Consider the following 18,647-nt stretch of genomic DNA (forward strand, 5'->3'; position numbering starts at 1 on the left):
ACGAAATCGCCGCCGGAGCGCGCAATGAAGGACGAACGCAATCTGCTGGTGTTTTCCGGCAACGCCAATCGCCCGCTGGCGAAGGCCGTGTGCAAGGAACTTGGCGTGCGGATGGGCAAGGCGCTGGTCTCGACGTTCTCCGATGGCGAAGTGCAGGTGGAGATCGAGGAAAACGTCCGCGGCCAGGACGTGTTCGTGATCCAGCCGACCTGCGCGCCCAGCGCCGAAAACCTGATCGAGCTGCTGGTGCTGATCGACGCGCTCAAGCGCGCATCGGCCACCAGTGTCACGGCGGTGGTGCCGTACTTCGGTTACGCACGCCAGGATCGCCGTCCGCGTTCCGCGCGCGTGCCGATCACCGCGAAAGTGGTGGCCAGCATGTTCGGGACGGTGGGCGCGGATCGCGTGCTGACCGTCGACCTGCACGCCGACCAGATCCAGGGTTTCTTCGACGTGCCGGTGGACAACGTGTATTCGTCGCCGCTGCTGCTCGCCGACATCTGGCGCGCCTACGGCACCGAAAACATGGTGGTGGTGTCGCCGGACGTCGGTGGCGTGGTGCGCGCCCGCGCGATCGCCAAGCGCCTCGACGACGCCGATCTCGCCATCATCGACAAGCGCCGCCCGCGCGCCAACGTCGCCACGGTGATGAACATCATCGGCGAGGTCGACGGCAAGAACTGCGTGCTGGTGGATGACATCGTCGATACCGCCGGTACGTTGTGCGCTGCTGCTGCTGCCCTCAAGGAGCGCGGCGCGGCCAAGGTCGCCGCCTACATCACCCATCCGGTGCTGTCGGGTCCGGCGATCGACAACATCAACAAATCGCAGCTCGACGAGCTGGTGGTGACAGACACCATCCCGCTCAGCGACGCAGCGAAGGCCTGCGGCAAGATCCGCCAACTCAGCGTTGCCGAGTTGCTGGCGGAAACCATCCGCCGCATCGCCTTCGGAGAATCCGTCAGTTCGCTTTACGTGGACTGACGAACCAACGGCTCGTCTGGTCGCGGACGAGTCATCACAACCGCAGTGATGCGGTTTCTTTCCAAGCAAGTGAGAACACAAATGTCGAACGAACACACATTGAAGGCCTACGGCCGCAAGGACGAGGGGAAAGGTGCGAGCCGCCGCCTGCGTCATGCGGGCCGTATTCCGGCCGTCGTTTACGGCGGTGGCGCGGAACCCGCCAGCATCCAGCTGGACCACGAGCCGACCTGGCTGGCCCAGCAGAATGACTGGTTCTACGCGTCGATCATCACGCTCGACGTCGATGGCAAGAGCGAGCAGGTCCTGTTGCGCGACATGCAGCGCCATCCGTACCGGCAGCTGATCATGCACCTGGACTTCCAGCGCGTGAAGGCCGACCAGAAGCTGCACGTCAAGGTGCCGTTGCACTTCATCAACATCGACAAGTCGCCGGCCGGCAAGAGCACCGAAGCGACCGTGACCAGCGAACAGAACGATATCGATATCGTCTGCCTGCCGGGCAACCTGCCGGAGTTCATCGAAGTCGACCTCGGCGGCATCAACGTCGGCGATACCGTGCACCTGTCCGACGTCAAGTTGCCGAAGGGCGTCGAGCTGGCCCACGCCATCGATGACGCGCACAACCCGGCGGTCGCCGTGGCGCGCAACACCAAGGTGGAAGCAGTGGAAGAAGAAGCCACTCCCGATGCCGGTGATGTGCCGGCCAGCAAGGAAGAAGGCGGCACGGTCGAGTAATCGTCCGGCGATCGCTCCGGACTGTCCGGGGCGATCACGCTTATGCACATGGAATCCTTGCGTCTCATCGTCGGACTGGGCAATCCCGGACCCGAGCATGCGAAAACCCGCCACAACGCGGGTTTTCGTTTTGTGGACGAACTGGCCGCACAGGTCGGCGCGCGCTGGTCGATCGAAGGCAAATTGTTCGGTGAAGTCGCGAAAGCGAACATCGGCGGACACGACGTCTGGTTGCTGAAACCGGCGACCTTCATGAATCTCTCAGGCAAATCGGTGATGGCGGCGTTGCGGTTCTGGAAGATCGAACCGGAGCAGATGCTGGTCGCGCACGACGAACTCGATCTTGCGCCGGGCGTCGCGCGCTTGAAGTTCGATGGCGGGCACGGCGGCCAGAACGGCTTGCGTGACACCATGAAGCTGCTCGGCCACGGCAAGTTCAATCGCCTGCGGATCGGCATCGGCCATCCCGGGCACAAGGATCGTGTCACCGGCTGGGTGCTGGGACGGGCCAACGCGGACGACAACATCCTGATCGACCGTTCCATCGACGACGCCATCGCGGTGATGCCGCTGGCGCTGTCGGGAAATTTCAACGAGGCGATGAAACGCCTCAACACGAATAAAGAGTAAAGACTGATGGCGATCCAATGCGGCATCGTCGGCCTGCCCAATGTCGGCAAGTCGACCCTGTTCAATGCACTGACCAAGGCGGGCATCGCTGCGGCGAATTTCCCCTTCTGCACCATCGAACCGAACGTCGGCGTGGTGCCGGTGCCGGACCCGCGCCTCGCTGCGTTGTCCGGGATCGTCAAGCCCGAGCGCGTGATCCCGACCGCGGTCGAGTTTGTCGACATCGCCGGCCTCGTCGCCGGTGCCGCCAAGGGCGAGGGCCTCGGCAACAAGTTCCTCGCTCACATCCGCGAAGTCGATGCGATCGCGCACGTGGTGCGCTGCTTCGAAAATGACGACGTCATCCACGTCAACAACAAGGTCGATCCGATCGCCGACATCGAGACGATCGATACCGAACTCGCGCTCGCCGACCTGGAATCGGTCGACAAGGCGTTGCAGCGCGCCGAGCGTTCCGCCAAGTCCGGCGACAAGGAAGCGAAGGCGCGCGCCGAAGTGCTCGGTCGCATCCGTGCCGGCCTCGATCAAGGCAAAGCCGCGCGCGGCATGGGGCTGAGCGAGGAGGATCGTGCCGCCGTGCGCGACCTGTTCCTGCTTACCCTGAAGCCGGTGATGTACGTCGCCAACGTGCGCGAAGACGGCTTCCACGACAACGCGCACCTCGATGCCGTGCGCGCCCGCGCCGAAGCCGAAGGTTCGCAGGTGGTGCCGGTGTCCGCCGCCATCGAGGAAGAGCTCAGCCAGCTCGACGACGAGGATCGCGATACCTTTCTCGCCGATCTCGGGCTGGAAGAACCGGGCTTGAACCGCGTGATCCGCGCGGCGTACATGCTGCTCGGCCTGCAGACGTACTTCACCGCAGGCGTGAAGGAAGTGCGGGCGTGGACGGTGAAGCAGGGCGCGACGGCGCCGCAGGCCGCGGGCGTGATCCACACCGATTTCGAGAAGGGCTTCATCCGCGCCGAAACCATCGGCTACGACGACTTCATCAAGTACCGCGGTGAAGCCGGTTCGCGCGAAGCAGGACGGATGCGCCTGGAAGGGAAGGAGTATCGCGTTCAAGAGGGTGACGTTCTCCATTTCCGCTTCAACGTCTGACCCGGCTTCGCCAGCTCGCCAAACAGACAGCCCCGCCGAAGCGGGGCTGTTTGCATTGCATCCGCCACGAATTACAACGCTTTCCCGCCCAATTTCCACGTGACCTGCAGGAAGTAGCTGCGGCCCGTCGCATCGAACCATGAGGTGTCGTAGTACGGGTAGTTCGACCAGGTCGGATCCTTGGGCGGCATCTTGTCGAGCAGGTTGTTGATCGACAACGACAGGCGCAGATGGTCGTTGATGTTGTAGCGCGCGCCGGCATTGAAGCGCCACGTGGCTTCGGTCCAGTCGGTGTTGGCATAGTTGGCGACGCGGCCCAGGTAGTTGCCGAACAGGCTCGCCCCCCATGCGCCCTTGTCCCAGCTCACGCCGACGTTGCCCTTGGTGCGTGGAAGCGTGGTGTCGCCGAAGCTGACATCCAGCATGTTTTCGGTTGGATCCCCCGGATACAGTTGGCGGCTGTGGCGTTGCGTCCAGTTGTAGTTGGCGCTGAAGTTGAAGTTGCCGGCCTGGGCGGTGCGCAGGCGGTAGTTGGCGCTGACGTCGATGCCCGAAGTCTGTTCGCGGGCGATGTTGATCGGGGCGAAATGCACGCTGGTGATGTCGCCAGTGCCATCGCGGATGACGCGGGCAAGGGCATCGACGCAAGTGGGTGAGCTGGCATCGACTTTCGCGCCGGTATCGGTGACGCCGAGGCGGCAATCGGCTTCCTGGATCCTCAAGCGATCCCGGTCCTGGACCTGCACCTGGTTCATCACCTGGATCTTGTAGTAGTCCACCGACAGATCGAAATTGGCGCTGGGCGACCACACGAAGCCGGTGGTGAACGATTTGCTGGTTTCGACATTCAAGCCGATATTGCCGTGGTAGACGTCGAAGGTGGCGCCGTCCCAACTGCCGTCGTCGTAGCAGAAGCCATTGCTGGCACCCGGCGTGTCGGTGCGGCAGTGGTAGTAGTCGGTGGCGTAACGGGTGCGGTAATAGTCATTGCCAGCGAACAGATAATGCATGTCGGGTGCGCGGAAGCCGGTGCCATACGAGCCGCGCAACAGCAGCGAGTGGATCGGGCGCCATTCCAGGCCCATGCTGTAGGTGAACTTGCCGGGGTTCTTGCCGCCGTAGCTGTACCGGTCGTAGCGGCCGGCAACGCTGGCCTGCAGGGTGGAGAACACCGGGATGCGCAGTTCGCCCGCCGCGCTCCAGTGATTGCGGCCGCCATTGCCATCGCCGTATTGCGGGCCGTAATAGGCATCGGCGGTCAGCGCCAGCGGATCGGGATTGATGCGGTAGGACTGCCGGCCATATTCCAGCGCGCCGGCAAAACCGACATTGCCGGCTGGCAGCGAGAACAGCGCGGGCGTATCGGCGGTGAAGCTGAGGTTGTCGTTCTTGGCCACGGGACGGAAGGTGGACATCGCCGCGATGGAAGCGAATTGGGCAGGCGTGATCGGAGTGAACAGGCGCGCCGGATCCGGGCTGAAGATCGCATAGCCGTCGGCGTCGTAGCCCTGCTGCGGACCGAGGAACAGGCTGTTGGCCGCCGCCGCCCGTATGCGCGGCATCTTCACGTCGGCCTTGTACTCGGAATGGTTGTACGCCGCTTCCCAGTTCCACGTCTCCGCGAAGGAACCCTTGAGGCCGGTCGTCATGCCCAGCGTTTTCTGGGTGGTGCTGTTCATGCGATTTTGCAGGCCGCCGATTTCCTCGGGCGTGAACTGTCGTGTCCAGATCTCGTAGTGGCCGGTCAGAGCGTTGTAGAACATCTTGTTGCGGTAGTTGTTGGTCGAATTCGGATCATGGAATTCCCAACCCATGGCGTCGCTGGCGACGTCGTTGCCATTGGTGCCGGTCAGCAGCTTGACGGTCTGGTAGCCGAGCTGGACATCCGCGAACCACGACAGTTTGTCGGAGAAGCGATATTCGAACGAGCCATAGACGCTGGCGCCCTTGCGCTGGTTCTGGATGGTGCGATAGGCGATGGCGCGATCGCTGCCGCAATACGGTTCGCCGTAGCGATCATTGGCCAGCACCGTCGTGTTCTGGTTCAGGCCGGACATCGCCTTGCAACCGTCGGCCGGCGCGATGTTGACGTCGTCGTCCCAATCGTAGAGTTGCGCAGTGAGGCGTGGCAGCTGGCGTCGCGATGTCGGTGCGTCGAGCGTGGAATCCTGCACATCGCGCTGGAATCCCCACAACGGGCTCTTGTCCTGCAATTCCACGCCGACGATGCCGGAGAAATTCCCTTGCGCGAAGCCGGTCGTCAACGTCAGGTCGCGTGACCGGCCACCGCTGCGGTCGCTGCCGCCATAGCGGAAATCGATGGTCGTGCCATCAGTGGATTTCTTGAGGATGAAGTTGATCACGCCTGCCATCGCATCCGATCCGTAGATCGCCGAGGCGCTGCCGGTCAGGATCTCGACGCGATCGATCATGCCCAGCGGAATGTTGCCGATGTCGGTGAAGTTGCTGCGGCCATTGAGTGGCAATGGGAAGTCGGCGATGCGGCGACCGTTGACCAGCACCAGCGTGTGGTTGGGCCCGAGCCCGCGCAGGTCGACCGCCTGTGCACCCGGTGTGGATTGCGCGCTGGTGGTGTTCTGTTGCCCCTGTACGCTGCCGCTGTTTTGCGAGAGCGAGCGCAATACTTCCGGCACCGAGGTGAACCCACTGTTCTTGATGTCCTTGGCGGTGATCACCGTCACCGGCGCCGGGCCCTCGATCTGCGCGCGCGGAATGCGCGATCCCGTGACCGTCACTGTTCCCAGCGACTGGTCGGCGGGCGGTGTTTGCGTTTGTGCATCGGTCGTTGTTTGTGCCTGCACGCTTGTGGTGGCGAGCAACAGCAGGGCGCAGTGGATTGCGAGATCAAGTTTCGTTTTCTTCATCAGTTCTCCCCTATCTTGGGCTTCGAATGCATCGACAAACGTGATTGATTCGCGCATCCCCTCCAGGATGTATTGCCGCGAATACAGTGATCACGCAACGAGTCCGATTTACCATTACTAAAAAAATCCGCGCGTGGCAACTGTACGAACGTCATGCATGCGCGCGCGAATGGAATGCGCACATGCACGCGGCGTTTCGATGTCGTATGGTTGATGTCACTGCATCATCGGTTGTGCGCATGCAACATCCATTGGCGAAACGCATCATCGTTTCATTTGCAACAAGTATGTGTGCGTTATTTCTCGCGGCGTGCGCAAGTGCTGCGCCGAAAGTCGCGCAATCACCCTTCGACTATTACCGGATCGGCGAGATCGCGGCGAAAACGCCGGGAAAAGTCCGCCCGGGATTGATGCTGCTCGGTGGCGGTGATTGGCCGTACGCTGCATTCCACTGGCTGTTCGATCGTGCCGGCAATGGCCACATCGTGGTGTTGCGTGCGTCCTATGGCGACGAGAACCAGCGCGAGATTTTCGACAAGATTGGTGGTGTCACGTCAGTCGAAACACTGGTCTTCCATGATCGCAAGGCGTCGTTTGATCCCAAGGTACTCGCGGTGATCACGCACGCCGATGGCATCTGGATCGCCGGTGGCGATCAATCGAATTACGTCAATTTCTGGAAAGGCACGCCGGTGCAGGATGCGTTGAATCGCCATGTCGCCAGCGGAAAGCCGTTGGGCGGCACCAGTGCCGGGCTCGCGGTGCAGGGGCGTTATGTCTACGGCGCGATGGACGGTGGGAGCCTCACCAGCAAGGAGGCGTTGGCGGATTCACGCGCGCGCGCGGTGACGATCGTCGAGGATTTCCTGCGCCTGGAGCCGCTGTATTCGGCGGGCGTACTCACCGATACCCATTTCAACCAGCGCGATCGCCAGGTGCGCCTGATGACGATGATGGCGCAAGTGCGCGAACGTCATCCCGCGAGGCCGCTGCTCGGCATCGGCATCGACGAACAGACGGCGTTGTGCATCGATGGTGATGGACAAGGCGTCGTCTTCAGCGACAACGGCGGCCATGCATGGTTGTTCCGCATTGGCCATTCTTCATTGCAGAAAAACGGGCCGCTGCGTGCCGACGACTGGCAGGTGACGCTCGCCGGTCGTGGCAGTCGCATCGACACCCGCGACTGGCGCGTGGCGCATCCCGATTTCACCACGACGGCGTCCATCCGCGATGGCCGCCTCGAATACGCGCCACCACTCCAGCCCTGACGATCCCACTTCACATCCAGGAATTCCGCCGATGCGCACCTTCAAGATCGCCACGCTCGCGTTGGCACTCGCCGCCGCTTCCAGCCTCCATGCCGCCGAGCCCGTCCTCATCGTCCATGGTGGGGCGGGGGTGATCCGCAAAGAAAACAACAAGGCCGATGAGGCTGCCGTGCGCAAGGCGCTGGAAACCGCGTTGCGCAACGGCTATGCCGAATTGAAAGCGGGCAAGAGTTCGGCCGATGCCGTGGTGGCTGCGATCCGCGTGCTCGAAGACGATCCCCACTTCAATGCCGGCAAGGGCGCGGTATTCACCCACGATGGCAAGAACGAACTCGACGCCTCGATCATGGACGGCGACGGCCAGCGTGCGGGCGCGGTCGCGGCGGTGCATCGCGTGCGCAACCCGATCACGCTGGCGCGTGCGGTAATGGAGAAATCGGAACACGTGATGCTGGTCGGCGACGGCGCCGAAACGTTCGCGCGAGAGCAGGGCGTCACCCTGGTCGACCCCTCGTACTTCCGCACCGAGAAGCGCTGGCAGCAGTTGCAGAAGATACTGAAGGAGGAGGCGGCCAAGCAGGCCTCGACCGATCCCGAATACGTCAAGCACATCGGCACCACCGGCGCCGCGGCGCTCGACAGCAAGGGTCATCTGGCGGCGGGCACCTCGACCGGCGGCATGACCAACAAGCGCTGGGGCCGCGTCGGCGACTCCCCGATCATCGGCGCCGGAACCTGGGCGGACGACAGTTGCGCCTTCTCCGGAACCGGCTGGGGCGAGTACTACATCCGCACCCACGCGGCCAGCAATGTTTGTGGCCGGGTAAAATTCTTGAAAGAGACGGCGGCGCAGGCCGGCGGTGCCGTCATCAACGGTGAAGTGGTGAAGATGGGCGGCGACGGTGGTGCCATCGTCCTCACTTCGGACGGAAAATTCGCCTTCCCCTTCAATACCGAAGGCATGTACCGCGGCTGGATCGGCGCAGACGGCATTCCCCATGTGGCCCTCTATGCCGATGACGGGCTGGAAGGTGACGTCGTCCTGAAGCAGCCGGCGCCTGCTGCCACGCCCACGCATTAAGGTGATCGTGGCGCGTTGACATCGCCAAAGGTGCACGCCAGAATAGTGGGCTGTTTCACCGCCACGCGTTTTTCGGCGGAGGGATACCCAAGCGGCCAACGGGGGCAGACTGTAAATCTGCTGGCTTACGCCTTCGGTGGTTCGAATCCACCTCCCTCCACCACGAAATGCAAGGCGTTGAACGGTGTTCCCGATGCGGGAGTAGTTCAATGGTAGAACTGTAGCCTTCCAAGCTACTAGCGCGGGTTCGATTCCCGTCTCCCGCTCCACCTTGGACGCTCCGCAGCAGGATCGCTGCATAAAGTTTCGCTCACGTAGCTCAGTCGGTAGAGCACCTCCTTGGTAAGGAGGAGGTCGATGGTTCGATTCCATTCGTGAGCACCACCTTTCATTCCACCAAACATTCGAGTCGAGACGCGAGATGGCAAAGGAAAAGTTCGAGCGCAAGAAGCCGCACGTGAACGTGGGGACGATTGGTCACGTTGACCATGGCAAGACGACGCTGACGGCGGCGCTGACGAAGGTGGGCGCGGAGCGTTTTGGCGGCGAGTTCAAGGCCTATGACGCGATTGACGCGGCGCCGGAAGAGAAGGCGCGCGGCATCACGATCTCGACGGCGCACGTCGAGTACGAAAGCCCGAACCGCCACTACGCCCACGTGGATTGCCCGGGCCACGCCGATTACGTGAAGAACATGATCACCGGTGCTGCCCAGATGGACGGCGCGATCCTGGTGTGCTCGGCTGCCGATGGCCCGATGCCGCAGACGCGCGAGCACATCCTGCTGAGCCGTCAGGTTGGCGTGCCGTACATCGTGGTGTTCCTGAACAAGGCCGACATGGTCGACGACGCCGAGCTGCTTGAGCTGGTCGAGATGGAAGTCCGCGAACTGCTGAGCAAGTACGAGTTCCCGGGCGACGACACCCCGATCATCGCCGGTTCCGCGCGTCTGGCGCTGGAAGGCGACCAGAGCGACATCGGCGTGCCGGCGATCCTGAAGCTGGTGGATGCACTGGATACGTGGATCCCGCAGCCGGAACGCGACATCGACAAGCCGTTCCTGATGCCGGTGGAAGACGTGTTCTCGATCTCGGGCCGCGGCACCGTGGTGACCGGTCGTATCGAGCGCGGCATCATCAAGGTCGGCGACGAAATCGAAGTGATCGGCATCCGCCCGACGCAGAAGACCACGGTCACCGGCGTCGAGATGTTCCGCAAGCTGCTGGACCAGGGCCAGGCAGGCGACAACGCCGGTCTGCTGCTGCGTGGTCTCAAGCGTGACGACGTCGAGCGTGGCCAGGTGCTGGCCAAGCCGGGCAGCATCACCCCGCATACCGACTTCGAAGGCGAGATCTACGTGCTGTCGAAGGACGAGGGTGGTCGCCATACGCCGTTCTTCAGCAACTATCGCCCGCAGTTCTACTTCCGCACGACGGACGTGACGGGTGCGATCAAGTTGCCGGAAGGCACGGAGATGGTGATGCCGGGTGACAACGTGAAGATCACGGTGTCGCTGATCCATCCGATTGCGATGGACGAAGGCCTGCGCTTTGCGATCCGTGAAGGTGGCCGCACCGTGGGTGCCGGCGTCGTCGCCAAGATCCTGAAGTAAGCCAACCGCATCGGCGGGTCGCGCAAGCGGCTCCGCCACCGCCGAAGGCGAGCGGAGATGTCCGTTCGCCGTCGTCGTTTTAGAGACATCCGGGTTTCGGTCTACGCCAGTAGCTCAATTGGCAGAGCAGCGGTCTCCAAAACCGCAGGTTGGGGGTTCGAGTCCCTCCTGGCGTGCCACTTCGCTGCGCATCGCGCGCGTTCTCCCGGTCAAGGAATCAAGCAAGCGTGAACAGCAAGGTCATTCAGCCCAAGCAAGGCGCCCCGAAGCCGGGAGATTCCCGGGCCGTCACCGACATCCTCAAGTTCGTGGTGGCCGTGGCATTCGCGGTGCTCGGAGTGTTCACCTACTACTGGTTCGACGGCCAGTGGCAGTCGTGGCTGCGTATCCTCGCGGTGGTGGGTGGATTGGTGCTGGGTGCACTGGTCTTCCTGACCAGCTCGAAGGGCCCGAAGCTGCGCGAGTTCCTGGTCGAGTCGCGCTTCGAATTGCGCAAGGTGGTCTGGCCCAAGCGCCAGGAGGCTATGCGCATGACCTGGATCGTGATCCTGGTGGTGAGTGTGTTCAGTGTGCTGTTGGCCAGCTTCGATTGGGTCATCGGTCGGTCCGTCAAGTTGCTGCTGGGTACCTGAAGATGAAGGAAGAGACGGTGGAAACCGAAACGCAATCCCAAGCCCAAAACACCCGCTGGTACGTGGTGCACGCCTACTCCGGCTTCGAGAAGTCGGTGGCCCAGGCGCTGCGCGAGCGCATCCTGCGCAACGACATGCAGGGCCGTTTCGGTGACGTGATCGTCCCGACCGAAGAAGTGGTAGAGATGCGCGCCGGCCAGAAGCGCCGTTCCGAGCGCAAGTTCTTCCCGGGCTATGTGCTGGTGCAGATCGTCACCCACGAAGAGAACGGCATCCCGCGCATCGACAACGAAAGCTGGCATCTGGTCAAGGAAACGCCGCGCGTGCTGGGCTTCATCGGCGGTACCGCCGATCGCCCGCTGCCGATCCAGGACTCCGAAGCCGCCGCCATCCTCAACCGGGTGATGGAAGGCGTCGAGAAGCCGCGTCCCAAGGTGCTGTTCGAGCCGGGCGAGATGGTCCGCGTCACCGAAGGCCCGTTCAACGACTTCAACGGCGTGGTCGAAGAGGTCAACTACGACAAGAGCCGCGTGCGCGTGGCGGTGCTGATCTTCGGCCGCTCGACCCCGGTCGAACTGGAATTCGGGCAGGTCGAAAAGGCCAAGTAAGGCCGAAAACCTGCTATAGTGTCTGGCTCGCTGCCCATGGCGCGAGCCGCCAGGAACCTCAGCCGCCGTCAAGGCGGCTGTCGGCGTCTGGAAAGCAAGCAAAAACGTGAAGCCGGGACACGCGATTTTCCCGGAACGATGGGGAGCCTGAGACCCAGGCGCTAGCACCCGGAGAGAGATAATGGCAAAGAAAGTCATTGGTTACATCAAGCTGCAGGTGAAGGCCGGACAGGCCAACCCCTCGCCGCCGGTCGGTCCGGCACTGGGCCAGCGCGGCCTGAACATCATGGAATTCTGCAAGGCGTTCAATGCCGCCACGCAGAAGCTGGAGCCGGGTCTGCCGATTCCGGTGGTGATCACCGCGTATTCGGACAAGACCTTCACCTTCATCACCAAGACGCCGCCGGCGTCGATCCTGCTGAAGAAGGCCGTGGGCATCCAGTCCGGTTCCAAGCGCCCGAACACCGAGAAGGTGGGCAAGGTGACCCGCAAGCAGCTGGAAGACATCGCGAAGGCGAAAGAACCCGATTTGACCGCGGCCGATCTGGAAGCGGCAGTACGCACCATCGCGGGTTCTGCCCGTTCGATGGGCCTGACGGTGGAGGGCTGAGACCATGGCACTGAACAAGCGACAGAAAGCGATCGCCGCTGCCGCGCAGCCGGGCAAGGCGTACTCCATCGAGGACGCGCTGAAGATCGTCAAGGACAACAGCAAGACCAAGTTCGTGGAATCGGTCGACGTGGCCGTGCGCCTCGGCGTCGATGCCCGCAAGTCCGACCAGCAGGTGCGCGGTTCCACCGTGCTGCCGGGCGGTACCGGCAAGACCGTGCGCGTGGCGGTGTTCGCCCCGGCCGGTGCCAAGGCTGAAGAAGCCCTGGCCGCTGGCGCCGATGCCGTCGGCATGGACGACCTCGCCGAGAAGATGCAGGCCGGCGACCTGAACTACGACGTGGTGATCGCCACGCCGGACGCGATGCGCGTGGTCGGCAAGCTCGGCACCGTGCTCGGTCCGCGCGGCCTGATGCCGAACCCGAAGGTCGGCACCGTCTCCCCGAACCCGGGTGAAGCGGTGAAGAACGCCAAGGGTGGCCAGGTGCGTTACCGCACCGACAAGGCCGGCATCATCCACTGCACCATCGGCAAGGCGGACTTCGAAGCCGGCAAGCTGAAGGGCAACCTGGAAGCGCTGCTGCTCGACCTGATCAAGGCCAAGCCGGCGACCGCCAAGGGCACCTACCTGCAGAAGATCGCGATCAGCTCGACCATGGGCCCCGGCGTGACCGTGGACCAGGCGTCGCTGGCACTGAAGTAAGCAACAAATTTTGAAGGCAGCGCGTCAATCCATCGACGCGGGCCATCAAAGACCGCAGGTGCGGTCAGCGCCGATCGGCGACGGGCATGGAGGCTCGGCATGGCAAGGAATCGCCGTCGATCGTAGCGGGGCTGCTTAATCCGGGTTCGCAAGAACCGGCCGGCGTAGATGGATGCCCTTCCGAGTGTTTCAGGGGTTCGCCCTGGATCAGAAAGAAGTCGGCACCAAGGGACGCGAAAGCGTTCCCGGCGTCAGGACGATGCCGCCCAGGACCGCGAACGGCCGGAGCCGCGAGCGGAATTCAATATGGAGGAGTGCAATGGCTCTTAATCTGACGCAGAAGAAAGATGTCGTCGCCGAAGTGGCGGAAATCGCCGCGAAAGCGCACTCCTTGATCGCAGCCGAGTACGCAGGCACCACGGTCAGTCAAATGACCGCGATGCGCAAGAAGGCCCGCGAAACCGGTGTGTTCCTGAAAGTTGTCAAGAACACGCTGGCCGCGCGCGCCGTCGACGGCACGGAATTCGAGGTCGCCAAGAACGATCTCGTCGGTCCGCTGCTGTATGCGTTCTCGCTGGAGGAGCCCGGCGCTGCCGGTCGCCTGATCAAGGATGCCGCCAAGGGCAACGACAAACTGCAACCGAAACTCGTGGTGGTCGGCGGACAGCAATATCCCGCTTCCCACGTCGACGTGCTGGCCTCGTTGCCGACGCTCGAACAGGCGCTGGGCATGTTGGCCCGCGTGCTGGCCGAGCCGGCCTCGATGTTTGCGCGCGCGGTCAAGGCGGTGGCCGATCAGCAGGGTGGCGGCGACGCCGCACCGGCGGTCGAAGCTGAACCCGTCGCTGAACCGGCGTGATCCGTCGATTTGAAACCACGATATCGAACCCACATCTGAAACATTACCAAGGACACTGAAATGTCTCTTTCCAACGAACAGATCGTCGACGCGATCGCCGCCAAGTCCCTGATGGAAGTGATGGAGCTCGTCAAGGCCATCGAAGAAAAGTTCGGCGTGACCGCCGCAGCCCCCGTGATGATGGCTGGCCCGGCCGCTGGTGCCGCCGCCCCGGTTGAAGAGCAGACGGAATTCACCGTCACTCTGAAGTCGGCTGGCGAGAAGAAGGTCGAAGTCATCAAGGCCGTTCGCGCCATCACCGGCCTCGGCCTGAAGGAAGCGAAGGACCTGACCGAAGCCGGTGGCGTGGTCAAGGACGGCGCGTCGAAGGACGATGCCGCCAAGATGAAGAAGGACCTCGAGGCCGCTGGCGCGACCGTCGAAGTCAAGTAATTGCAGCACCGTCGCCAGCACATCGCCGGCGACACCTGAAGGCTGGGGGCCAATGCCCCCGGCCTTTCGGCCTTTTCGGAATACCCGCAACACCGCAACACGCAGCAACTTGGAAGTGGTAACAGAGGGCGTGCTGGTGCCGACAATACCAGCGACTTCCAACTGGCAGCGCGCCGTCCCGCAAGGGTCGGTACCCCCTGACAGTTCTCCGCGGCGCAAGGCCCGGGGGCCCACATTGAAGGCGAACGAAGATCATGACGACAGCGTCCACACCCGCGTATTCCTTCACCGAGAAGAAGCGCATCCGCAAGGATTTCGGCAAGCGCCGGACCATCCTCGAGGTGCCTTTCCTGCTCGCCATCCAGGTTGATTCCTACCGCGAATTCCTCCAGGCCAACGTCGACCCGAAGAAGCGCGCCGACAAGGGCCTGCATGCCGCGTTGAAGTCGGTCTTCCCGATCACCAGCTACAACGGCTATGCCGCGCTGGAATACGTCGGCTACACCCTCGGCGATCCGCCGTTCGACGAGCGTGAATGCCGCACCCGCGGGTTGAGCTACGGCGCCCCGCTGCGCGCGACCGTGCGCCTGGTGATCTACGACCGCGAGTCGTCGAGCAAGGCCGTGAAATACGTTAAGGAGCAGGAGGTCTACATGGGCGAGATCCCGCTCATGACCGACAACGGCACCTTCATCGTCAACGGCACCGAGCGCGTCATCGTTTCGCAGCTGCACCGTTCGCCGGGCGTGTTCTTCGACCACGACCGCGGCAAGACCCATTCCTCGGGCAAGCTGCTGTACAGCGCCCGCATCATTCCTTACCGCGGCTCGTGGCTGGACTTCGAGTTCGACCCAAAGGACGCGCTGTTCACCCGTATCGACCGTCGCCGCAAGCTGCCGGTCAGCGTGCTGCTGCGCGCGTTGGGTTACAACAACGAAGAGATGTTGAACGAGTTCTTCGAGATCAACACCTTCCACATCGAGCCGAGCGAAGGCGTGCAGCTGGAGCTGGTGCCCGAGCGCCTGCGCGGCGAAACGCTGGAATTCGACCTGGCTGACGGCGACAAGGTGATCGTCGAAGCCGGCAAGCGCATCACCGCGCGTCACGTCAAGCAGTTGGAAGCCTCGGGCATCGCCGCCCTGGCCGTGCCGGACAGCTACCTGATCGGTCGCATCCTGTCGCATGACGTGGTCGATCCGGCCACCGGTGAACTGCTGGCCACCGCCAACGACGAGATCACCGAGGAACAGCTCGGCAAGCTGCGCAAGGCCGGTATCGCCAACATCGGCACCATCTGGGTGAACGACCTCGATCGTGGTTCGTTCATTTCCAACACGCTGCGCATTGATCACACCAAGACCCAGCTTGAAGCGCTGGTCGAGATCTACCGCATGATGCGTCCGGGCGAACCGCCGACCAAGGACGCCGCGCAGAACCTGTTCCACAACCTGTTCTTCACCTTCGAGCGTTACGACCTCTCGGCCGTCGGCCGGATGAAGTTCAACCGCCGCCTCGGCCGCAAGGAAGTCACCGGCTCGCCGGTGCTGTACGACGCCAAGTATTTCGCCGAGCGCAACGACGAAGAAAGCAAGCGCCTGCGCGAAGCGAATGGCAGCGCGTCCGACATCCTCGACGTGATCCGCGTGCTGACGGAAATCCGCAACGGTCGCGGCAGCGTCGACGACATCGACCACTTGGGCAACCGTCGCGTGCGTTCTGTCGGTGAAATGGCCGAGAACACCTTCCGCGTCGGCCTGGTGCGCGTCGAGCGCGCCGTGCGCGAGCGCCTGACCATGGCCGAAGCCGATGGCCTGACCCCGCAGGACCTGATCAACGCCAAGCCGGTGGCCGCCGCGATCAAGGAATTCTTCGGTTCGTCGCAGCTGTCGCAGTTCATGGACCAGAACAACCCGCTGTCGGAAGTGACGCACAAGCGTCGCGTCTCGGCGTTGGGCCCGGGTGGCCTGACCCGCGAGCGCGCCGGCTTCGAAGTGCGCGACGTGCACCCGACCCATTACGGCCGCGTCTGCACCATCGAAACGCCGGAAGGCCCGAACATCGGCCTGATCAACTCGCTCGCCGTGTTTGCCCGCACCAATGGCTACGGCTTCCTCGAAACCCCGTACCGCAAGGTGGTGGATGGTCGCGTCACCGACGAGATCGAATACCTCTCGGCGATCGAGGAAAACGAGTTCGTGATCGCGCAGGCGAACGCGCCGCAGGATGCCAAGGGCACCCTGATCTCGCAGTTCGTCAACTGCCGCTTCCAGGGTGAAAACCTGCTGAAGCCGCCGAGCGAAATCCATTACATGGACGTCTCGCCGATGCAGACCGTGTCGGTGGCAGCGGCGCTGGTGCCGTTCCTGGAGCACGATGACGCCAACCGCGCATTGATGGGCGCCAACATGCAGCGCCAGGCGGTTCCGACGTTGCGCGCGCAGAAGCCGCTGGTCGGCACCGGCATCGAGCGCGCCGTGGCGCGCGATTCGGGCGTGACGGTGAACGCGCGTCGTGGCGGCCTGATCGAGCAGATCGATGCCGGCCGCATCGTGGTCAAGGTCAACGAGAACGAGATCACCAGCGAAACCGATGCTGGCGTCGATATCTACAACCTCGTCAAGTACACCCGTTCCAACCAGAACACCTGCATCAACCAGATTCCGCTGGTGCGCGTGGGCGAAGTGGTGGCGCGTGGCGACGTGCTGGCCGATGGCCCGTCCACCGACATCGGTGAACTGGCGCTGGGCCAGAACATGCTGGTCGCGTTCATGCCGTGGAACGGCTACAACTTCGAAGACTCCATCCTGCTCAGCGAGCGCGTGGTGGAAGAGGATCGTTACACCACGATCCACATCGAGGAACTGGTCTGCCAGGCGCGTGACACCAAGTTGGGGCCGGAGGAAATCTCGCAGGACATCCCCAACGTCTCCGAGCAGGCGCTGAACCGCCTCGACGAGTCGGGCGTGGTGTTCATCGGTGCGGAAGTGCGCGCCGGCGACATCCTGGTCGGCAAGGTCACGCCCAAGGGCGAAAGCCAGTTGACGCCGGAAGAGAAGTTGCTCCGCGCGATCTTCGGCGAGAAGGCCAGCGACGTGAAGGACAGCTCGCTGCGCGTGCCGCCGGGCATGGACGGCACCGTGATCGACGTGCAGGTGTTCACCCGCGATGGCGTCGAGCGCGACAAGCGCGCGTTGAAGATCCAGGACGAGGAAGTCCGTCGCGTCAAGAAGGACTTCGACGACCAGCGCGCGATCCTGGAAGCTGCGATCTACGCCCGCCTGCGCCAGCAGTTGCAGGGCCGCGAAGCGAGCGGTGGCGTCGGCGTGAAGAAGGGCGAGACCCTGACCTCGCTCGTCCTCGACCAGCTAGACCGCAAGCAGTGGTTCCAGCTGCGCATGAAGGACGAGGAAGCGAACGAAGCCATCGAGCGCGCGCAGAAGCAGATCGCGTTGCACGAGAAGGAATTCGAACGCCGCTTCGAGGACAAGCGCGCGAAGATCACCCAGGGCGATGACCTCGCGCCGGGCGTGCTGAAGATGGTCAAGGTGTTCCTGGCGGTGAAGCGCCGCATCCAGCCCGGCGACAAGATGGCCGGTCGCCACGGCAACAAGGGCGTGGTGTCGAACATCGTGCCGGTCGAAGACATGCCGTACATGGCCGATGGCCAGACCGTCGACATCGTCCTCAACCCGCTGGGCGTGCCGTCGCGCATGAACATCGGCCAGGTGCTGGAAGTGCACCTCGGCTGGGCGGCGAAGGGCCTCGGTCGCAAGATCGACGCGATGTTGCAGGCGCAGGCCAACGTGGCCGACCTGCGCAAGTTCCTCGACGAGATCTACAACCACGACCGCGCCAGCCATCAGGAACGCGTCGACCTGACCCAGTTCAGCGATGCCGAACTGATGCGCCTCGCCGGCAACCTGACCGATGGCGTGCCGATGGCGACGCCGGTGTTCGACGGTGCCAACGAAGCCGAGATCAAGGCGATGTTGAGCCTGGCCGGTTTGCCGTTGAACGGACAGACGCAGTTGTATGACGGCCGCACCGGCGAGGCGTTCGATCGCGAGACCACGGTCGGCTACATGCACATGCTGAAGCTGAACCACTTGGTCGACGACAAGATGCACGCACGTTCGACCGGTCCGTACTCGCTCGTCACCCAGCAGCCGTTGGGCGGCAAGGCGCAGTTCGGCGGCCAACGCTTCGGCGAAATGGAAGTCTGGGCGCTGGAAGCCTACGGCGCGGCCTACACCCTGCAGGAAATGCTGACGGTGAAGTCCGATGACGTGCAGGGCCGCAACCAGATGTACAAGAACATCGTCGATGGCAACTACGAAATGGTGGCCGGCATGCCGGAATCGTTCAACGTGCTGTTGAAGGAAATCCGTTCGCTCGGCATCAACATGGAGCTCGAAGAACACTGAGGCGAGATGCGAACGGGGAGGCGTGACGCCGCCCCGTTCCTGACCACCCCATTGCCTTCCAGTCTCCCGGAGAGAATCAA

Annotated in this window: 15 protein-coding genes and 4 tRNA genes; 18 read left to right on the plus strand and 1 reads right to left on the minus strand. The window is 63.1% G+C overall.

The genetic code is table 11. From position 1 onward, the window contains the following. Positions 1-24: 24 nt before the first annotated feature. From Lysil_RS08840 to ychF, 4 genes are all read left to right on the plus strand, one after another. The gene (locus Lysil_RS08840) at positions 25-984 is read left to right on the plus strand and encodes a ribose-phosphate diphosphokinase (protein ID WP_103075251.1); all 960 of its coding nucleotides are present in this window, start codon (positions 25-27) and stop codon (positions 982-984) included. 81 nt (positions 985-1,065) lie between these two features. After that, entirely contained in the window at positions 1,066-1,722 is a 657-nt protein-coding gene (locus Lysil_RS08845) for a 50S ribosomal protein L25/general stress protein Ctc (RefSeq protein ID WP_103075252.1), read from the plus strand. A gap of 48 nt (positions 1,723-1,770) precedes the next feature. Further along, positions 1,771-2,352 (plus strand): aminoacyl-tRNA hydrolase, encoded by a 582-nt coding sequence (pth, locus tag Lysil_RS08850; protein WP_103075993.1) that lies wholly within the window; start codon positions 1,771-1,773, stop codon positions 2,350-2,352. A 6-nt stretch (positions 2,353-2,358) separates the two neighbouring features. Beyond that, a complete protein-coding gene (gene ychF, locus Lysil_RS08855) occupies positions 2,359-3,450 on the plus strand; it encodes a redox-regulated ATPase YchF (protein ID WP_103075253.1) in 1,092 nt (363 codons plus the stop codon). Between the two features lie 71 nt (positions 3,451-3,521). Here ychF and Lysil_RS08860 read toward each other — a convergent pair whose 3' ends face one another. Next, complete coding sequence (locus tag Lysil_RS08860) at positions 3,522-6,335, minus strand: TonB-dependent receptor plug domain-containing protein (RefSeq protein WP_103075254.1); 2,814 nt, start codon at positions 6,333-6,335, stop codon at positions 3,522-3,524. A gap of 239 nt (positions 6,336-6,574) precedes the next feature. On the opposite strand from Lysil_RS08860, the gene Lysil_RS08865 reads away from it, so the two are divergent. The 14 genes from Lysil_RS08865 to rpoB all read left to right on the plus strand — a co-directional run bounded on the left by Lysil_RS08865 (position 6,575) and on the right by rpoB (position 18,567). Then, on the plus strand, positions 6,575-7,606 hold the full coding sequence (locus Lysil_RS08865) for a cyanophycinase (protein ID WP_205756924.1): 1,032 nt from the start codon (positions 6,575-6,577) through the stop codon (positions 7,604-7,606). A gap of 31 nt (positions 7,607-7,637) precedes the next feature. Beyond that, a complete protein-coding gene (locus tag Lysil_RS08870) occupies positions 7,638-8,687 on the plus strand; it encodes an isoaspartyl peptidase/L-asparaginase family protein (protein ID WP_103075256.1) in 1,050 nt (349 codons plus the stop codon). Between the two features lie 77 nt (positions 8,688-8,764). Beyond that, positions 8,765-8,850, plus strand: a tRNA-Tyr gene (locus Lysil_RS08875). A 32-nt stretch (positions 8,851-8,882) separates the two neighbouring features. Next, a tRNA-Gly gene (locus Lysil_RS08880) sits at positions 8,883-8,956 on the plus strand. Positions 8,957-8,995: 39 nt separating this feature from the next. Beyond that, a tRNA-Thr gene (locus Lysil_RS08885) sits at positions 8,996-9,071 on the plus strand. A gap of 37 nt (positions 9,072-9,108) precedes the next feature. Beyond that, positions 9,109-10,299, plus strand: a complete 1,191-nt coding sequence (gene tuf / locus Lysil_RS08890; RefSeq protein ID WP_103075257.1) for an elongation factor Tu — start codon at positions 9,109-9,111, stop codon at positions 10,297-10,299. A 103-nt stretch (positions 10,300-10,402) separates the two neighbouring features. Continuing rightward, positions 10,403-10,478, plus strand: a tRNA-Trp gene (locus Lysil_RS08895). A 48-nt stretch (positions 10,479-10,526) separates the two neighbouring features. Continuing rightward, the gene (gene secE, locus Lysil_RS08900) at positions 10,527-10,931 is read left to right on the plus strand and encodes a preprotein translocase subunit SecE (RefSeq protein ID WP_103075258.1); all 405 of its coding nucleotides are present in this window, start codon (positions 10,527-10,529) and stop codon (positions 10,929-10,931) included. 2 nt (positions 10,932-10,933) lie between these two features. Continuing rightward, positions 10,934-11,539: a transcription termination/antitermination protein NusG gene (gene nusG, locus Lysil_RS08905; protein WP_103075259.1), complete on the plus strand. Its 606-nt coding sequence runs from the start codon at positions 10,934-10,936 to the stop codon at positions 11,537-11,539. Positions 11,540-11,720: 181 nt separating this feature from the next. Next, the gene (gene rplK / locus Lysil_RS08910) at positions 11,721-12,149 is read left to right on the plus strand and encodes a 50S ribosomal protein L11 (RefSeq protein ID WP_103075260.1); all 429 of its coding nucleotides are present in this window, start codon (positions 11,721-11,723) and stop codon (positions 12,147-12,149) included. A 4-nt stretch (positions 12,150-12,153) separates the two neighbouring features. Further along, positions 12,154-12,852 carry a 50S ribosomal protein L1 gene (gene rplA, locus Lysil_RS08915; protein ID WP_103075261.1) on the plus strand — a complete coding sequence of 233 codons (699 nt, stop codon included), beginning with the start codon at positions 12,154-12,156 and terminating at the stop codon, positions 12,850-12,852. Positions 12,853-13,171: 319 nt separating this feature from the next. Continuing rightward, entirely contained in the window at positions 13,172-13,711 is a 540-nt protein-coding gene (gene rplJ / locus Lysil_RS08920; RefSeq protein WP_103075262.1) for a 50S ribosomal protein L10, read from the plus strand. A gap of 60 nt (positions 13,712-13,771) precedes the next feature. Continuing rightward, the gene (gene rplL / locus Lysil_RS08925) at positions 13,772-14,143 is read left to right on the plus strand and encodes a 50S ribosomal protein L7/L12 (RefSeq protein WP_103075263.1); all 372 of its coding nucleotides are present in this window, start codon (positions 13,772-13,774) and stop codon (positions 14,141-14,143) included. Positions 14,144-14,397: 254 nt separating this feature from the next. Continuing rightward, a complete protein-coding gene (gene rpoB / locus Lysil_RS08930; protein WP_103075264.1) occupies positions 14,398-18,567 on the plus strand; it encodes a DNA-directed RNA polymerase subunit beta in 4,170 nt (1,389 codons plus the stop codon). Positions 18,568-18,647 lie beyond the last annotated feature (80 nt).

Origin of the sequence: Solilutibacter silvestris (genome assembly GCF_002895945.1) — a bacterium.
In the GTDB taxonomy this organism is placed as follows: Bacteria; Pseudomonadota; Gammaproteobacteria; order Xanthomonadales; family Xanthomonadaceae; genus Solilutibacter; species Solilutibacter silvestris.